The 16,542-nt window shown below is 62.6% G+C and carries 15 protein-coding genes; 7 read left to right on the top strand and 8 right to left on the bottom strand.

What is annotated here, in order from left to right:
* Positions 1 to 36 precede the first annotated feature (36 nt).
* The 3 genes from ACIOUG_RS14970 to greB are packed head-to-tail and all read left to right on the top strand — an operon-like array spanning position 37 to position 3,744.
* The gene (locus tag ACIOUG_RS14970) at positions 37 to 708 is read left to right on the top strand and encodes an ABC transporter ATP-binding protein (protein ID WP_401066690.1); all 672 of its coding nucleotides are present in this window, start codon (positions 37 to 39) and stop codon (positions 706 to 708) included.
* Entirely contained in the window at positions 708 to 3,212 is a 2,505-nt protein-coding gene (locus tag ACIOUG_RS14975; RefSeq protein WP_401066632.1) for an ABC transporter permease, read from the top strand. Before ACIOUG_RS14970 ends, ACIOUG_RS14975 begins: the two co-directional genes overlap by 1 nt.
* 34 nt (positions 3,213 to 3,246) lie before the next feature.
* Complete coding sequence (greB, locus tag ACIOUG_RS14980; RefSeq protein WP_007964774.1) at positions 3,247 to 3,744, top strand: transcription elongation factor GreB; 498 nt, start codon at positions 3,247 to 3,249, stop codon at positions 3,742 to 3,744.
* Between the two features lie 5 nt (positions 3,745 to 3,749).
* On the opposite strand, the gene ACIOUG_RS14985 is transcribed toward greB, so the two are convergent.
* The 3 genes from ACIOUG_RS14985 to ACIOUG_RS14995 form a co-directional block, all read right to left on the bottom strand.
* Complete coding sequence (locus ACIOUG_RS14985) at positions 3,750 to 4,058, bottom strand: hypothetical protein (RefSeq protein WP_103483841.1); 309 nt, start codon at positions 4,056 to 4,058, stop codon at positions 3,750 to 3,752.
* A gap of 249 nt (positions 4,059 to 4,307) precedes the next feature.
* A complete protein-coding gene (locus ACIOUG_RS14990; protein WP_003226822.1) occupies positions 4,308 to 4,742 on the bottom strand; it encodes a DoxX family protein in 435 nt (144 codons plus the stop codon).
* 108 nt (positions 4,743 to 4,850) lie between these two features.
* On the bottom strand, positions 4,851 to 6,272 hold the full coding sequence (locus ACIOUG_RS14995; protein WP_401066634.1) for a transglycosylase SLT domain-containing protein: 1,422 nt from the start codon (positions 6,270 to 6,272) through the stop codon (positions 4,851 to 4,853).
* Between the two features lie 235 nt (positions 6,273 to 6,507).
* Here ACIOUG_RS14995 and ACIOUG_RS15000 point away from each other — a divergent pair, with 235 nt between their 5' ends.
* From ACIOUG_RS15000 to ACIOUG_RS15010, 3 genes are all read left to right on the top strand, one after another.
* Positions 6,508 to 7,314 (top strand): TatD family hydrolase, encoded by an 807-nt coding sequence (locus ACIOUG_RS15000; protein WP_401066636.1) that lies wholly within the window; start codon positions 6,508 to 6,510, stop codon positions 7,312 to 7,314.
* A 175-nt stretch (positions 7,315 to 7,489) separates the two neighbouring features.
* A complete protein-coding gene (locus tag ACIOUG_RS15005; protein ID WP_401066638.1) occupies positions 7,490 to 8,971 on the top strand; it encodes a methyl-accepting chemotaxis protein in 1,482 nt (493 codons plus the stop codon).
* A 188-nt stretch (positions 8,972 to 9,159) separates the two neighbouring features.
* Positions 9,160 to 9,525, top strand: coding sequence for a terminase (locus ACIOUG_RS15010; RefSeq protein ID WP_401066640.1), 366 nt, complete (start codon positions 9,160 to 9,162; stop codon positions 9,523 to 9,525).
* A 1-nt stretch (position 9,526) separates the two neighbouring features.
* On the opposite strand, the gene ACIOUG_RS15015 is transcribed toward ACIOUG_RS15010, so the two are convergent.
* From ACIOUG_RS15015 to ACIOUG_RS15025, 3 genes are all read right to left on the bottom strand, one after another.
* A complete protein-coding gene (locus ACIOUG_RS15015) occupies positions 9,527 to 10,321 on the bottom strand; it encodes an acyl-CoA thioesterase (protein WP_401066641.1) in 795 nt (264 codons plus the stop codon).
* A 220-nt stretch (positions 10,322 to 10,541) separates the two neighbouring features.
* Positions 10,542 to 11,306 (bottom strand): CHAD domain-containing protein, encoded by a 765-nt coding sequence (locus ACIOUG_RS15020; protein ID WP_401066643.1) that lies wholly within the window; start codon positions 11,304 to 11,306, stop codon positions 10,542 to 10,544.
* A gap of 79 nt (positions 11,307 to 11,385) precedes the next feature.
* Entirely contained in the window at positions 11,386 to 11,664 is a 279-nt protein-coding gene (locus ACIOUG_RS15025; protein WP_401066645.1) for a hypothetical protein, read from the bottom strand.
* Between the two features lie 215 nt (positions 11,665 to 11,879).
* Here ACIOUG_RS15025 and ACIOUG_RS15030 point away from each other — a divergent pair, with 215 nt between their 5' ends.
* The gene (locus ACIOUG_RS15030) at positions 11,880 to 12,917 is read left to right on the top strand and encodes a patatin-like phospholipase family protein (protein WP_401066646.1); all 1,038 of its coding nucleotides are present in this window, start codon (positions 11,880 to 11,882) and stop codon (positions 12,915 to 12,917) included.
* Between the two features lie 135 nt (positions 12,918 to 13,052).
* Here ACIOUG_RS15030 and ACIOUG_RS15035 read toward each other — a convergent pair whose 3' ends face one another.
* Together ACIOUG_RS15035 and ACIOUG_RS15040 are read right to left on the bottom strand one after the other, a co-directional pair.
* Entirely contained in the window at positions 13,053 to 13,751 is a 699-nt protein-coding gene (locus ACIOUG_RS15035; protein ID WP_262142259.1) for a response regulator, read from the bottom strand.
* Between the two features lie 48 nt (positions 13,752 to 13,799).
* Positions 13,800 to 16,451, bottom strand: coding sequence for a DUF4118 domain-containing protein (locus ACIOUG_RS15040; RefSeq protein ID WP_401066648.1), 2,652 nt, complete (start codon positions 16,449 to 16,451; stop codon positions 13,800 to 13,802).
* Positions 16,452 to 16,542: the final 91 nt, after the last annotated feature.

Below are 16,542 nucleotides of genomic sequence, written 5' to 3' on the forward strand. Positions count from 1 at the left end.
AACCCCCCCCCCACCCCATACTCCCAGCGCGCAAGCATTCACCCCCCCCAGCACCTCACCAAACTGGTCCCCAGCGCGGAAGGTGAACTGACTATCCTGCACGAACTCAGCCTGGAACTGAACAAGGGCGACAGCCTGGCCATCGTCGGCGCGTCCGGTTCCGGCAAATCCACCCTGCTCGGCCTGCTCGCCGGCCTCGATCTGCCAAGCAGCGGCGAAGTCATCCTCGCCGGGCAATCCCTGAGCAGTCTCGACGAAGACCAGCGCGCGCGCATCCGTGCCGAACACGTGGGTTTCGTTTTTCAGTCATTCCAGTTGCTCGACAGCCTCAACGCCCTGGAAAACGTCATGCTGCCGCTGGAACTCGATGGGCGCAAAGACGCTCGCGAGCGCGCCACCGAATTGCTGCAACGAGTCGGCCTCGGCCAGCGCCTGACCCACTCGCCGCGCCAGCTCTCCGGTGGCGAACAACAGCGCGTGGCGATTGCCCGGGCCTTCGCTGCCGAGCCGGACGTGCTGTTCGCCGACGAGCCCACCGGCAACCTCGACAGCCACACCGGCGAGCGCATCAGCGACCTGCTGTTCGAACTGAACAAGGAAAGCGGCACCACCCTGGTGCTGGTGACCCACGACGAACGCCTGGCCCATCGCTGCCGGCGTCTGATCCGACTTGAAGCCGGGCTGCTGGTCGCCCCTCTGGAGCCTTGATGGCACGTCTGCCGCTGTTGCGTCTGTTCAGTCTCGCGCTGCGCCAATTGCTGCGCGATGCCCGCGCCGGAGAATTGCGCGTGCTGTTCTTCGCCCTCGTCGTAGCGGTGGCGGCGAGTACCGCCATCGGTTACTTCGGCGCTCGCCTCAACGGCGCGATGATGTTGCGCGCCACTGAATTTCTCGGCGCCGATCTGGTGCTCGAGGGCAGCTCGCCGGCCCGTGCGGAACAGATCAAGAGCGGCACCGAGCTGCGTCTGGCTCATGCGCAGATCGTCGAGTTCTCCAGCGTCATCGCCACCGACAACGGCATTCAGTTGTCGAGCATCAAAGCGGTCGACCGCGCCTATCCACTGCGCGGCGAACTGAAAAGTGCCCCTGCACCGTTTGCTGCTGAAACACCCGGCGGCGAACCGCAACCCGGTGAAGCCTGGGTCGAAGCACGTCTGCTGACCGCCCTGGACCTGAAGATCGGCGACAGCATCGACGTCGGTATGAAGACCTTGAAGCTGACCCGTGTGCTGACCTACGAGCCGGATCGCGCCGGCAACTTCTACAGCCTCACGCCTCGGGTGATGATCAACCTCGACGACCTCGCCGCCACTGGCGTGGTGCAGCCCGGCAGCCGGGTAAGCTACCGCGAGTTATGGCGCGGCGAACCGCAGGCGCTGGAAACTTACCGGCAACTGATCAAACCGGGGCTGGCGGCCAATCAGCGAATTCAGGATGCCCGTGACGGCAACCGGCAGATTGGCGGCGCGCTGGGCAAGGCCGAGCGCTATCTGAACATGGCCAGTCTGGTCGCGGTGTTGCTCGCCGGCGTGGCCGTGGCGTTGTCGGCCAACCGCTTTGCCAGTCGCCGCTTCGATGCCAGTGCGCTGTTGCGCTGCCTCGGGCTGTCGCGCCGGGAAACCATGGCGCTGTTCAGTATTCAGCTGACGGTGCTGGGCCTGGTCGCCGCGCTCAGTGGTGCACTGCTCGGCTGGCTGGCGCAATTGGGACTGTTCGCTCTGTTGCATGATCTGCTACCCGCCGATGTGCCACCGGGCGGCCTGTTTCCGGCGCTCGCCGGGATCGGTACGGGGCTGGTGGCGCTGGCCGGTTTCGCCCTGCCACCGCTGGCGGCACTGGGTCGGGTGCCACCGCTGCGGGTACTGCGCCGCGACATGCTGCCGATTCCGTCGAGCACCTGGATGGTCTATGGTGCGGCGCTGGGTGCGCTGGGCCTGATCATGTGGCGCCTGAGTCTCGACCTGCTGCTGACCTTCGCCCTGCTTGGCGGTGGCGTGGTCGCTGCGCTGGTTCTGGGTGGCTTGCTGCTGTTGTTGCTCAACAGCCTGCGCCGAATGCTCGCCCGTGCGCCGCTACCGTGGCGTCTCGGCCTGGGTCAACTGCTACGTCATCCACTGGCCGCTGCCGGGCAAGCGCTGGCGTTCGGTTTGATCCTGCTGTCGATGGCCTTGATCGCCCTGCTGCGCGGCGAATTGCTCGACACCTGGCAAAACCAGTTGCCGAAAAACGCCCCCAACTACTTCGCCCTGAACATCCTGCCGGCGGACAAACAGGCCTTCACCGATCATTTGATCAAGGTGTCCGCGCAGGCAGCGCCGCTGTACCCGGTGGTGCCGGGACGGCTGATCAGCATCAATGGCGAACCGGTGCAGCAGATCGTCAGCAAGGATTCGGCCGGCGACCGCGCGGTACAACGCGACTTGAGCCTGACCTGGGCCGCCGACCTGCCGGCCGGCAACAAGCTCACCGCCGGTTCGTGGTGGACCGAGCAACCCTCGGACGACGTTCCGGGCGTTTCGGTTGAAGGCAAAGTCGCCGAAAGCCTCAAGCTCAAACTCGGCGATCACATGGTGTTCAGCGTGGGCGGGGTCAATCGTGAAGCCAAGGTCACCAGCCTGCGCGAGATCAATTGGGACAATTTCCAGCCGAACTTTTTCATGATCTTCCAGCCCGGCACCCTGAAGGATCTGCCGGCCACCTACCTGACCAGCTTCTATCTGGCACCCGGTCACGACCAGCAGATTGTCGAGTTGTCGCGGGCATTTCCGGCAGTGACCATCCTGCAGGTCGAAGCCCTGCTGGAACAGCTGCGCAGCATCCTCGCCCAGGTCACTCTGGCGGTGGAATATGTGCTGTTGTTTGTGTTGGCGGCGGGGATGGCCGTGCTGTTCTCCGGGTTGCAGGCAACGCTGGATGAACGCATTCGCCAAGGCGCGTTATTGCGAGCACTGGGCGCGCAACGGCAATTGCTGGTCAAGGCCCGGCGCATCGAGTTCGGCTTGCTCGGGGCGGTCAGCGGCTTGCTGGCGGCCATCGGTTCGGAGGTGGTGAGTCTGGTGTTGTATCGCTTTGCGTTCGATCTGCCGTGGCATCCGCATCCGTGGCTGCTAGTGCTGCCATTGATTGGCGCCGCGCTGATTGGCGGTGCCGGCGTGTTCGGCACACGTCGAGCGCTGAACGCGAGTCCGCTGACAGTCTTGCGCGAGGGTTGATAGACTCCAGCCTTCGTCACCACAAGAAGTTGCCATGAGCCGTTATCGCCCTCCCCGCACCGCCGGCACCGCGCTGATCACCCCAGAAGGTGAAGCGCGGATGCGTGCCGAATTTCATGAGCTGTGGCATGTGCGCCGCCCGCAGGTGACGCAAGCGGTCAGCGAGGCAGCGGCGCAGGGTGATCGGTCGGAAAACGCCGAATACACCTACGGCAAGAAAATGCTGCGCGAGATCGACAGCCGCGTGCGGTTTCTCACCAAGCGCCTCGAAGCCCTGAAGGTCGTCAGCGAAAAACCCAGCGATCCGAACAAGGTCTACTTCGGCGCCTGGGTCACCATCGAGGACGAAGACGGCAAGCAGTCGCGCTACCGTATCGTCGGCCCGGATGAACTGGATCTGAAACTCGGTCTGATCAGCATCGACTCACCGCTGGCCCGCGCCTTGATCGGCAAGGCGCTGGACGCCGAAGTACGGGTACAGACGCCAACCGGTGAGCAATTTGTCTATATCGTGGCGATCGACTATCCCTGAGCGCTTCAGCGGCGGGTGATCAAACCCTGCCGCGCAACGCGGACCAGTTGCTTGATCATTTCCGGGGCGTCTTCCTGAGTCGGTGCCTGAATCACTGCCAGATCGAAACTGTCGCTGGCAAAGCGGGCCAGCGATTCACCGTCTTCGACAAACTGGATCAGGAACGCGGCAGGACCGCCGCTGCGGCGTGGCCAGCCATCGAGATAACGCAACAGCGTCGGCTGATGTTTGCCGCCAAGCAGGATTTTCGGGTTGCGCTGGGTGATATGTGCCGTGATCGGCGCGGGACGTGCTGGAGGGCGTAGTGCATTCATCGTGTCGTGTCTCTGCCTCAAAAGTCTGCATGGCAGGTGAGAGGCAACACCGAACCAGCGCTTTAGCGGTATTTCGAAGCCCTGTTCCGGCTTCTGACGGCAACTGTAGAAGTCACCTGGCGCCCCGCAAGTAGCTGTTTAAATCGGCGCATGAGCAACATCCTAGAGAACGTGACCGATGAGTGTCAAGAATCAGCCGCAACAAAAAAAGGCCCGCACAATGCGGGCCTTTTGCTGGAGCCAGAGCGTTCAACCGGCGATGGCGCGATCCACCGACAGCTTGCCGGCGCCTTCGATCATCACCGCAAGGCTGCCACCGAGCAACGCCAGGGCGAACTCGTAGCCGTTGTTGGCCATGAACAGCCCGTTGCTGATGTGCACGGTGAAGATCGCCACCAGCGACAGGAAGGTCAGCCCCAGCGCCGCCGGGCGCACCAGCAGGCCGATGATCAGTGCCAGACCGGCAAAAAACTCGGTGCCGCCGGCCAGGGTGGCCATCAGGTAACCAGGGTGCAGACCAAGGCTGTCCATGTACTGCGCGGTGCCCGCCAGACCGTAACCACCAAACAGACCAAACAGCTTTTGCGAACCGTGGGCAGCGAAGATCACGCCGACCGCGATGCGCAGAATGGTCAGGCCGTAACCGGCGCGGGTGAACAGTACCTTGTTGATCAGAGAGCTCATGGGGCATTCCTTGTTTTGCGAGAAGTGTGTTGGGATTGGCCGCTATATTAATCAGTTAAATTCATGTTAAAAGCGCAATTATTTCGCCATAACAATCAAATTATTAGATCATTTCCGTGAGGCGACTTTCTGGCCCCGGGGCTCCAGTGACTCCCGCTCCCGGTCGAACGCCAGGTAGTACTTGTTCACGCTATTAACATAGCTGACGGGGCCCATGCCCACCTGCTCCATGGCAATGCGCTCGACCTGAAAGAACCACTGGTTCGGATTCAACCCGCGCCGCCGCGCTTCGGCGCGCATGCCTTGCACACGCTCCGGGCCGATATTGTAGGCCGCCAGGGTGAACGCCATGCGCTCGCGCTCATTGAGTTTCGGACTGTTGAAAAACTTGCGCCGGATCATCGCCAGGTACTTGGCCCCGGCCTGCACATTGGCATCGAGATTCTGGATATTGTTCACGCCGACCCGCTGCGCGGCGGACGGGGTGATCTGCATCAGCCCTGTCGGGCCGCTGCCGCCCCGGGCGCTGGGTTGCAGGGCTGACTCCTTGAAGGCCAGCGCCGCCAGGTTCAGCCAGTCCATGCTTTGCGCGTCGGCGTGTTTTTGCAGAGTCGGGCGCAGTTTCTCCAGACGCTGGCGGTCAGCCTTGGCCAACGGATAGTGCACTTGATAGAGGCGCCGATAGATCCGCAGAAACTCTGCATCTTCGTTCGCCGGTTTCTTGTAGCCGACCAGGAAGCGATCGATGCTCGCCCGCAGCATCGAGGCATCGCGGCGCACGAACCAGTATTCCTCACCCGGTTCGCTGATCATCAACTGCCGGTCGAAACGCAGCTTGGGCAGGATCTTGCCCCAGCGCTCGGCGATTGGTTGCTCGACAATGGTCAGGTGGAAAATCCCGCCCTGCACCATCTCCAGCACGTCCTCGACTGCCAGCGTCGGGTCGACCCATTCGATCTTGATCGGCGCCAGTTTGTGCAGGGCCAGTTTCTGGTTGAGCTGGCTGACCGCCTCCCCCGCCGCACTGCCGGTGGGCAAGGCCAGGGTCTTGCCGGAAAGCTGCTCGACCTTGGTGTAGCGGCGCTCGCCCTTGATGCCGACCAGCACCAGCGGCACGTTGCTGGCGATCGGTTCACTGCTGGCGACCGCATGGCCCGGTTGCAGGTCGAGCAATTCGCCGGGTGCGACCAGATCACCTTCACCGCGCTGCAACGCGCCGAGCAGTTGATCCTTGGCTTTGGGAATGATTTTGAGGGTGATTTCCTGGCCGTCGCGGGCGTGGCCATTGAGGTATTGCTCGAAGGCCCGCAGGCGATGGTATTCGACGCCTATGGCCTGGCCCTGAACTTCTCCGGAGCTGTTGCGGCTCTGGTTGACCAGCACGCGCAGTACGCGGCTGCTACGAATCTCCGAGAGGTCGCGAACCTTGGCGGCCGGCACGGCTTGCTGTGGCCCGGGCAGGCGCGCAACCGCCGTTATCGGCAGCAGCAGCGACGCACACAACAGGAGCAAAACCGAGGGACGATGCATCCACTCTCCGGAAAGAATACGGGGCGCTTTCACCGCTGAACGGGGGAAATCGCCGACGAAAACAGAGCGCCTGGAGCGCTGGCAAAGTGCGAGAGACTGGCACAGTGATGGCATTCCTGCCAACACGGGCTGCGTCGCGGCATCAAAAGACAGCTATAACTCGTTGTAGTTCTTGGCTTTTCTTATAAATCTACAGCTCTGATATGCTTTCCGGCCTTCGGCCCGAGGTAGCACCATGCAACTCATCGATATCGGCGTCAACCTGACCAACCCCAGTTTCGCCGAAAAACATCAGGCCGTACTCGACCGCGCCTACGCGGCCGGGGTCTGCCAACTGGTGCTGACCGGCACCAGTGTCGAGGGCAGCGAACAGGCGCTGGAGCTGTGCCGGCAACTGGATGAAAGCGGCCAGCGGCTGTTCGCCACCGCCGGCATTCACCCGCATTCGGCAAGTGACTGGAACGCTGACAGCGCGCGCCGTTTGCGCAGTCTGCTGCAGGAGCCGAACGTGGTCGCCGTGGGTGAATGCGGGCTGGATTTCAACCGTGATTTCTCGCCGCGCCCGCAACAGGAAAAAGTCCTCGAAGAACATCTGGCGCTGGCGGTAGAACTGCAGTTGCCGGTGTTCTTGCACGAGCGCGACGCCAGTCAGCGCCTGTTGGAAATCCTCAGGGACTTCCGTGATCAGCTGTCCGCTGCCGTGGTGCACTGTTTTACCGGCGAGCAAAAAGCCTTGTTCAGTTACCTGGATCTGGACCTGCACATCGGCATCACCGGCTGGATCTGCGACGAGCGCCGTGGCACGCATCTGCATCCGCTGGTCAAGGAGATCAAGCGCGGCCGGCTGATGCTCGAAAGCGACGCGCCGTACCTGCTGCCGCGCACCTTGCGCCCGAAGCCGAAGAACGGGCGCAATGAACCGGCGTATCTGACCGAAGTGCTGCGAGAAGTGGCGCTGCATCGCGGCGAGACCGAGGAAGATCTGGCTGCGCATACTACGGCGTGTGCCCGCACATTCTTCAACCTGCCGACATTGGTTTAAACAGCAAAAGATCGCAGCCTTCGGCAGCTCCTACATTGAGAGGGTGAATTCCCTGTAGGAGCTGCCGAAGGCTGCGATCTTTTGATCCGTTGACCCATATCAAGCCCGACTTCCAGGGTAGCGGCACAATGCTGGCACCTTGCCAAAACTGTTTCCGCTATCAGAGAAGACCTCCATGGGTGCCTGGCTTAGCAATATCTCGCTGAAATACAAATTCTGGGCGGTCAATGCGGTCGCCTTCATCACCACCCTGTTGCTGGTGTTGTACGCCGTACAACTCGAGCAGCAGGCCCGCAGTCACGCCTCACAAGTTTCCGCTCAGGCACAGGCACAACTGCTCAAGGCCTGGCCGGCCGGGCAGGCGTTACCCAAGGCCGATCAGGTGCTGACCTTCAAACGCGGTGAAGCGCCGCGCCTCAACGATCAACCCGTGCTAGAGATCGGCGACAGCAACGGCTGGATCGAGATCAATCACCTGCCGTTGTTCGGCAACAACCCGCTGCTGGGGGCCGAAGTGTTCAGTCGTGCCGACGGCCAGCAGGTCGCGGTCATCGCCTATGGCCCAAGCCTGGCGCAAGTGTTCAGCGAACGCTTTGCCAACTACGCGGTGGCGGTGTTTATTCTGATGCTGGCGATGCTCGGCGCTTCGCAGTTGCTGATCCGTTTTCTGCTCAGTCAGCTCAACACCTTGAAAGACGTGATGCTGCACGTCGAGAAAAGCGGTGACCTCTCGGCCCGCGTGCCGCTGGCCGGCAAGGACGAAGTCGGGCAGATGGCCAACGCGTTCAACGCGATGCAGGCCGGTTATCAACGGGTGGTCACCACCGTCGCCAACACCGCGCGGCAACTCGACGTCGGCGCTGCACGTCTGGCAGCGAGCATGAACGAAGTGCGCCACGGCATGCTCGGCCAGCAAAGCGAAACCGATCAGGCCGCCACCGCGATCAATGAAATGACCGCCACGGTTTATCACATCGCCCAGCACGCCGGCGCCACCCGCGATCTGTCGCAGACCGCTGACGGTTTGGCCGGTAGCGGGCAGCAAGTGGTCAGCCGTGTGCAGCAGTCGATTGCCGGGCTGTCCAGCGGAGTGCAGCAGACCGCCGAGATGATTCAGCGCCTGGCCGAGGACAGCCAGAAGATCAACGGCGTGGTCAGCGTGATCCACAGCATCGCCGAGCAAACCAATCTGCTGGCGCTGAACGCCGCCATCGAAGCGGCGCGTGCCGGCGAGATGGGCCGCGGTTTTGCGGTGGTCGCCGATGAGGTGCGCAACCTCGCCAAACGCGTGCAGACCTCAACCGACGAAATCACCACCATGGTTTCGGCACTGCAGGCCGGCACTCGCGATGCGGTGGACTTCATGCAGGAGAGTTCGTACAAGGCCGACGACTGCGTGCAGCAGGCGCAGGAGGCTGGCGAGGCACTGGCGGAAATCACTGGCGCCGTAGCGCAGATGCGCGAGAGCAACACGCAGATTGCGGTGGCGGCGGAGCAGCAGAGTCAGGTGGCTGAAGAGATGAATCGGGCGGTGGTGAGCATTCGTGATGTGACTGAGAACACTGTGCAGCAGACGGTGGATTCGGCAACCACGAGTAATGAGCTGGCGACGTTGGCCGGGGAGCTGAGCAAGGCCATCGGGCAGTTGAAACTCTGAAGATCAAAAGATCGCAACCTTCGGCAGCTCCTACAGGTGTACGCATTTCAATGTAGGAGTTGCCGAAGGCTGCGATCTTTTTTTGTCCATCATTACTATGATGCCAATAGCCAAGCTTGATTCGCCGCCCCACCCGCCCCGGCCTATTCTTCAACCATGTGTTCAACATGGATCAAGGAGTAGCCAACATGGGCAAACGTCACCCCAACCTTCCCGCGTGGCAGTGGCGCGCGTACCCGAACAATCACCAGCATCCGACCAATCTGGTGTTGCACCTGATTGCCGTGCCGTTGTTCATCGTCGCGTTTCTGTTGATCGTCTCTGGCGTGTTCAGCCTGAGTCTGGCCAGTGTCGCCATCGGCGTGATCGGTATTGTTGCGGCGCTGGCTTTGCAGCGCCACGGCCACAGCCTGGAGGCGCAAGCCTCCGAGCCTTTCAGTGATCACCAGGATGCGGTGTCACGCTTGCTGGTCGAGCAGTTCCTGACCTTTCCACGGTTTTTCCTCAGTGGCGGCTGGTGGCGCGCCTGGCGTGAGCGTCATCGTCGGCATTGATTCAGGCAAAAATCGTCACAGTCTGCCGGCTCATGGCGATCAATTCCCCCTCCGCGCTCCACAGCTTGGCGGCGACATGGCCGTAGCCGTCAGCGGCGTATTCGATGTCCGCCAGGTATTTGCACCAGTCCAGCGTGCTCAAGTCGCGTAGCGGCTGCACGAATTCAATGGTCCAGGTCAGCGTGCTGCCCGGTGCCGGTTTCTTCAGATACGGCAACAATGCCGGTGGCCACGCGTCCACCAGCGCCAGCAGATGCGCCTCATTGACCGGCTCGTCTTTCACCTCGCCACGCAAACGCACCCACCCGCCCATCTGTCGCGATTGGTTGCCGGTGAACGGCATGCCGCCGACACTCCAGCGCATCGCCAGATGGCGCATGAACTCCGGGGTCACGCCCTTGATGTAAGGCAACTCCTGGCATTCGTCCCAGGGTTTCATTTGCGCAGCGGGATAGGCTTCAACCGCGACTTCCGAAGGCCGCGAAGCGCCGAAGCTGCCCTGCACGATCGTCACCACCTGATCGTTCTGCATGGCCCGGCCCAGCACTTGGCTGACCGCTTTGCCTTCACGCAACACGTCGACTTCGAAACGCACCGGGACCTCTGGCTCGACCGGACCGACGAAGGTGATCGCCAGCGAACGCACCGGGCGATCGGCCGGCACCTTGGCGCGCATGGCTTCGTATTGCAACGCCGCCACCAAGCCACCAAAACTGGCCCGACCCTGGCCCCACTCGGCGGGAATGGTCAGTTCGGGATCGCGGCGCACCGCGTCGAGCAGATCGGAAAAGCGCATGACAACCTCACCAGGCGAAAATTGAATGCAGCGATCTTAACCAGCATGGCAGAGCGCCGCAGCGTCTATTCCGGTCAAATGGACTGACAGAAAGGCCTTACCCGGATTTCCCATTCAAACAAAACCCCTGTAGGAGCTGCCGCAGGCTGCGATCTTTTGATTTTAAAAAACAAAGATCGCAGCCTGCGGCAGCTCCTACAGGGGCCGGGTGCTATCGATATTATTTGAAGCAGCTTGAACTGAGTTTATCCAGCACTCGGTCCGCCTTGCCTTCAGCCTTGATCAGGCCCGCCTGCCAGGTCGCGACGCACGGTTGCAGGTCGCTTTCCAGCTCGGCCCGCGCCAGCCACTGCCAGCAATCGTGCCAGTCACCCAGCGCGCCCTGCGCCGATTTCAGCCGCGCCAGCGCCGGCTCAGGCAGGCGATCAAGTTCCGGATAGGCTTCGATGCCATAACGCACGCGCTTGATCAGCAGGCGCAGACGATGCCGGTCGTGCGCCGGATCGTCCAAGGCCTCGTCGAGTTTTTTCCATTGTTTGTGCAGGCGTTTTTCGATGCGTTTGCCCAGGCCCTTGAGCAGTCCCTGGCGCTCGGAGGCACGCAGAAAGCGCGGGAAGGCATCGAGGATGATCAGCAGCGAAGCCACTTCGGCACTCGCCGCCAGCGCGGGATAGGCCTCGGCCATCTGCGCCAGGCGCCGCTGCGCCGCTTGCGGTTGATCATGTTTGAGCAGATACGCCGCCAGCACCTCGCGATCGCGCCACGGCGTGGTCAACTGACCGACCGCCGACGCGGCGCCCTCCAGCTGTTCCACACCCGGCAAGCCACGCAAGGGCCGCAACAGGCTGCGCAAGCGGCGGACCGTGGTGCGCAAGTCGTGCAGCGCCTCGGGGTCGGTACGCGCAGTCAGGCGCGCCTGACAGGCCAGCAAACGCACTTCCAGACTCAGGACATGAGCCACCAACCGGTCAACCAACGCAGACATCGCTTGCTCCTGATTCACATGGCTTGAAGGCTGAGTCTGCCGTGAGCAGGCAGGCGCATCCTTGCGTCAAGTCAGCAGCTTAGCGCCCGGCGCGGGATTCGCGAATATAGAAACGGGCTTTCTCGGCCTTGTTGCTGCATCCCTCGAAGCCTTCGAATTGCTGCTGGGTCTTGGCGGCGGTCAAGAGCGACAGCGCCTTGGAGTAACTGACCGTGCCGGCGAACCCTTCGGCCTTGGCCAGATCCAGTTCATGCCACGCCGTATCGAGCTGACTGCCGCAGCTGTCGCGATATGCAGTCTTGCCAGCGCAACCGGCCAATGCCAGCGCAATCAACGGCACACAGATCCAGGCTTTCATCACTCACACCTCAAATAGGTCAACAGTCGTGCAGGTAAGACGTTGCGGCGCAGAAAAAGTGCCTTGGCGTCCCATGAATCTGCGGTGACAACAGCATAGTGCCAGGTGGTCACGCCGTTGCGAAAAGCGACACCCTGACCGCCTCGAACGACGCTGGCGATTGTCGCCCGCCCTCGGTTGGGTGCATTGTGGAGGCCTTGTCGGGAGGAAGTTTGATGAAAAAGCGTGTCGCACTGGTGCTGGGCTCCGGTGGCGCCCGGGGCTACGCCCATATCGGGGTCATCGAGGAGATCGAAAGACGCGGTTACGACATTGCCTGCATTGCCGGTTGTTCGATGGGCGCGGTGGTCGGCGGGATCTACGCGGCGGGCAAACTCGACGAGTACCGCACCTGGATCGAAAGCCTCGACTATCTGGACGTGCTGCGGCTGGTGGACGTGAGTTTTCGCCTCGGGGCGATTCGCGGCGAGAAAGTCTTCGGGCAGATCCGCAAGATCGTCGGCGAGATCAACATCGAAGACCTGCGCATCCCCTACACCGCCGTCGCCGCCGACCTGACCAACCAGCAGGAAATCTGGTTTCAGGAAGGCTGCCTGCATCAGGCGATGCGCGCCTCGGCGGCGATTCCCAGCCTGTTCACTCCGGTGATGCAGGGCAACCGGATGCTGGTGGACGGCGGCATTCTCAACCCGTTGCCGATCGTGCCGGTAGTCTCCAGCCACTGCGATCTGATCATTGCGGTCAACCTCAACGCGACCAACCAGCGCCACTACAAACTGCCGGTGATCGAGCGCCCGCCAGCGTTTCGTTCGCGCTTCGACAGCCTGCTCAGTTCGCTGGGTTCGAAGATGCCGTTCCGGCGCAAACAGGCCGAACAATTGCTGTTGCTCGAACAGGAAGCCCTGCGCGCCGAGGCGGCCGAGATCAACCCGTGGCTCGAGGGCAGCGAGCCGGAAAGTCAGCAACCGGCAGCGGCCCCCGAGCGCGAAGGCGCACCGAAATCCGCCACCGGTTCGTTCATCATCGACAACGTCGGGCCGGCCTCACTGCTGGACCTGATCAACCAGAGTTTCGAGGTGATGCAGACCTCGCTGGCGCAATACAAGATCGCCGGCTATCCGCCGGACATTCTGATCAACGTGCCGAAGCGCGTGTGCCGGTTTTTCGAGTTCTACAAGGCGCCGGAGTTGATCGCGCTGGGACGCGAGATTGCGCGGGACACGCTGGATCGGTATGAGAGTGAGCAGGGTTGAGTATCTGAAAGGTCTCCGCTGGATGTAAGGCCCTCATCGCGAGCAGGCTCACTCCTACACTGGATCTGCGCCGTTCACAAAAACCTTGTAGGAGTGAGCCTGCTCGCGAAGGGGCCAGACCAGGCAACACAAAAACTACAGGCTGCTCTCACTCAACAACCGATACCCCACCCCCGCTTCAGTCACGATAAACCGCGGCCGCGTCGGATCATCCGCCAGCTTCTGACGCAAATGCCCGACCACAATCCGCAGATAATGACTGTCCTCGGTATGCGTCGGCCCCCAGATGTCCTTGAGCAATTGCTGCTGGGTGATCACCCGGCCCGGATGCCGCGCCAGCTGCGCCAGCACCGCGTATTCCTTGCGGGTCAGCGCCACTTCGACGCCGTCGAGCAACACCCGCCGATAAGCCAGATCCACGGTCAGCGGGCCGAACGTCAGCGCCGCTTGCTGGGCTTCGCCGGCCGGCGCCTGACGCAACAACGCGCGGACCCGGGCGAGAAATTCCTGAATGCCGAACGGCTTGGTCACGTAATCGTTGGCGCCGCCATCCAGCGCCTGGACTTTCTGCCCTTCACTGGCGCGCACCGAGAGCACCAGCACTGGCGCCGTGGCCCACTCGCGAAACTCGCGCAGCACCTGTTGGCCGTCCATGTCCGGCAGGCCGAGGTCGAGCACCAGCAGGTCGGGCTTGTTCAGCGCCGCCTGCGCCAGGCCCTCGGCACCGGTGCCGGCCTCCAGCACTTTGTAGCCCTGTGAGGCGAGGCTGATGCGCAGGAATTTGCGGATCTGCGGTTCGTCATCGATGACCAAAATGGTCGCGGTCTGGCTCATGAATTCACATCAACACAAAAGATTGGCAAGAGAGTAGCGCAGTCACGATCAGGCTTCATTGTCCATCCCCGGCTGCGTCTGCAACGGCAGGTGCAGGGTGATGCAGGTGCCGCGACCGTCGATGCCCTCGGCGACACTGATCCGCCCGCCATGCGCACCGACCATGCCCTGACAGATCGCCAGCCCCAGCCCCGTGCCCTGCCCGCCGCGATCACCACGGGCGGCGGTGTAGAACATGTCGAAAATTTTCGCTCGCTCGTCCTCGGGAATTCCCGGTCCTTCATCGCTGACCGCGAAGAAAATCTCTTCGTCACTGGCCCCGGTACTCAGTTGCAAACGCCCGTGTACTGGCGAGAACCGCGCAGCGTTTTCCAGTACATTGACCAGCGCCTGCTCGATCAACGCCGCATGCACGAACAGCAGCGGCAACTCGGACGGCACATCGGTGCTGACCTGCAACGGCGCGAGCACCGCGCGCAGGCGATTGAGCGAACTGCCGACAATGTCTGCCGGCGCCACCCAGTCGCGCGCCAGCTTCAATGCACCGTGGCCGAGGCGGGTCATGTCCAGCAGGTTCTGGATGTAGCGGTCGAGGCGTTCGGCTTCATCGCGGGTGCCTTCGAGCAGTTCGCGGCGATCCTCCAGCGGGATTGCTTCGCCAAGGGCCAGCAAACTGTCGATGCTGCCGCGCATCGCGGTCAGTGGTGTGCGCAGATCGTGCGACACCGAGGCCAGCAGCGCGCTGCGCAATTGCTCGGTTTCACCGTGCAGGCGCGCGGCTTCCAGATCGTCCGCCAGTTGCGCGCGGGCCAGCGCCTGCGCCAGTGGCTGACTCAACGCGGTGAGCAGGCGTCGGCGCTGGCCGCTCAGGGTCTGGCCCTCTTTCGCGCAGACTCCGAGCAGTGCCAGCGGCCCGTCCTCCACTGACAGCGGCCACCACCACCAGCGACCGAACGGCAGCGTGCCGGTGCCCATGCCCGCCGGTTGATCGTGTTGCCAGGCCCAGTCGGCGGCGGCGCGTTCCGATTCGCTGAATTCCAGCGGCCCGCCGGTCTCGACTTTCCAGCCGCCCTGCCCGTCTCGATTGAGCAGGCACAGTTGCAGATCGCTCCAGCCGTTGAGGTGCTGCGCGGCGGCGCTGATCACCGCCTGACGATCCGTCGCCGCAGTGAGTTTGCGCGACAGATCGAGCAGTTCGCTGGTCTCTTCCTGCGTATCGCGCAACGCCTGCAACTGCCGGCGCTGGCGTGCGGCGAGGTTACCGGTGAGCGCCGCCATCAGCAGGAAGAACAGCAAGGTCAAAACGTCTTCTTCGCGCTGAATGGCGAAGGAAAAATTCGGCGGAATGAACAGGAAGTCGTAGGTCAGAAACGACAACGCCGCGCAGGCCAGCGCCGGCCCCAGACTGCTGCGCACGGCCACCAGCAACACTGCCGCGAGGAACACCAGCGAGATGTTCGGCAACGGCAAAATACTCGACACCGCCCACGCCAGCGCACTGGCCAATAGCGTGGCAACCAGCGCCAGCAGATAGTCAAACCAGACCAGCGTCGGCGTGACCCGCAGGCGCGGCTGCGGGTGTTCATGGTCGTTGTCGAGGACGTTGATTTCCAGGCCATGGGCCTGACGCAGCAAACGCGCGGCAAGCCCGCCACCGAACAGACGCCGGCGCAGACTCGGCCGCGACTGGCCGACCAGCACCAGACTCGCACGGCGTTCGGCGGCATGCTGGATGAGGGTCTTCGCCACCTCGCCGGCGCGCAGCAACACCACTTCGCCACCGAGGCGTTCAGCCAGTTGCTGAGCACTTTGCAGGCGCAGGCGCGATTGCTCGTCGCGCACCGTGCCGTTGTCGACATGCACCAGGCTCCACGGCAGATGCCGACGCTGGGCCACCCGGCTGGCATGACGTACCAGGCGTTCGGCATGCGCATCGCCATCGACGCCGACCAGCAATCGACCACGCACCGCAGGAGCCGCCTGACCAAGTTGGCGATAGCCTTGCGCGAGATCGTTATCGACCTGCGCGGCGGCAGTCTGCATCGCCAGTTCACGCAGCGCGGTGAGGTTGGTCTGGGTGAAGAACGCATCGATCGCCGCCCGCGCCTGTTCCGGCACATAGACCTTGCCTTCGCGCAGACGCTCCAGCAATTCGCGCGGTGGCAGGTCGATCAGCAGCAGTTCGTAGGCTTCCTGCAGTACCCAGTCCGGCAGGGTTTCGCGCACCTGCACACCGGTGATGCCGCGCACTTGATCGTTGAGACTTTCCAGATGCTGGACGTTGACCGTGGTGTAGACGTCGATGCCGGCAGCGAGCAGTTCCTGAATATCCTGCCAGCGCTTGGCGTGACGACTGCCGGGGGCGTTGGTGTGCGCCAGTTCATCGACCAGGACCAGTTTTGGTTTGGCCGCAAGCAAGCCGTCGAGGTCCATTTCTTCGAGCATCACGCCACGGTATTCCGAGCGCACCAGCGGCTGCTGCGGCAAACCGCCGAGCAGCGCTTCGGTTTCTGCACGACCGTGGGTTTCGACGACGCCAGCGATGATTTTCACGCCCTGGCGCAACTGGGTATGAGCGGCCTGGAGCATGGCGTAGGTCTTGCCGACACCGGGGGCGGCGCCGAGGAAAATCTTCAGCCGGCCACGGCCGTCGCGGGGCAGGTCTGCTAACAGGGCGTCGGCGCGGCCGGAATCGCTCATCGGGGATTGCCTTGTTCGGTTTGAAATGAGGGTGAACCGTCAAAAGATCGCAGCCTGCGGCAGCTCCTACAGGTCGATCCAGTGTAGGAGC

It is taken from the genome of Pseudomonas sp. NPDC087803, from assembly GCF_044742995.1.
Classification (GTDB): Bacteria; Pseudomonadota; Gammaproteobacteria; order Pseudomonadales; family Pseudomonadaceae; genus Aquipseudomonas.

Coding starts and splice junctions, on each gene's coding strand:
- ACIOUG_RS14975 (WP_401066632.1), top strand. CDS start 708: ATGGCACGTCTGCCGCTGTTGCGTCTGTTCAGTCTCGCGCTGCGCCAA.
- greB (WP_007964774.1), top strand. CDS start 3,247: ATGAGCCGTTATCGCCCTCCCCGCACCGCCGGCACCGCGCTGATCACC.
- ACIOUG_RS14985 (WP_103483841.1), bottom strand. CDS start 4,058: ATGAATGCACTACGCCCTCCAGCACGTCCCGCGCCGATCACGGCACAT.
- ACIOUG_RS14990 (WP_003226822.1), bottom strand. CDS start 4,742: ATGAGCTCTCTGATCAACAAGGTACTGTTCACCCGCGCCGGTTACGGC.
- ACIOUG_RS14995 (WP_401066634.1), bottom strand. CDS start 6,272: ATGCATCGTCCCTCGGTTTTGCTCCTGTTGTGTGCGTCGCTGCTGCTG.
- ACIOUG_RS15000 (WP_401066636.1), top strand. CDS start 6,508: ATGCAACTCATCGATATCGGCGTCAACCTGACCAACCCCAGTTTCGCC.
- ACIOUG_RS15005 (WP_401066638.1), top strand. CDS start 7,490: ATGGGTGCCTGGCTTAGCAATATCTCGCTGAAATACAAATTCTGGGCG.
- ACIOUG_RS15010 (WP_401066640.1), top strand. CDS start 9,160: ATGGGCAAACGTCACCCCAACCTTCCCGCGTGGCAGTGGCGCGCGTAC.
- ACIOUG_RS15015 (WP_401066641.1), bottom strand. CDS start 10,321: ATGCGCTTTTCCGATCTGCTCGACGCGGTGCGCCGCGATCCCGAACTG.
- ACIOUG_RS15020 (WP_401066643.1), bottom strand. CDS start 11,306: ATGTCTGCGTTGGTTGACCGGTTGGTGGCTCATGTCCTGAGTCTGGAA.
- ACIOUG_RS15025 (WP_401066645.1), bottom strand. CDS start 11,664: ATGAAAGCCTGGATCTGTGTGCCGTTGATTGCGCTGGCATTGGCCGGT.
- ACIOUG_RS15030 (WP_401066646.1), top strand. CDS start 11,880: ATGAAAAAGCGTGTCGCACTGGTGCTGGGCTCCGGTGGCGCCCGGGGC.
- ACIOUG_RS15035 (WP_262142259.1), bottom strand. CDS start 13,751: ATGAGCCAGACCGCGACCATTTTGGTCATCGATGACGAACCGCAGATC.
- ACIOUG_RS15040 (WP_401066648.1), bottom strand. CDS start 16,451: ATGAGCGATTCCGGCCGCGCCGACGCCCTGTTAGCAGACCTGCCCCGC.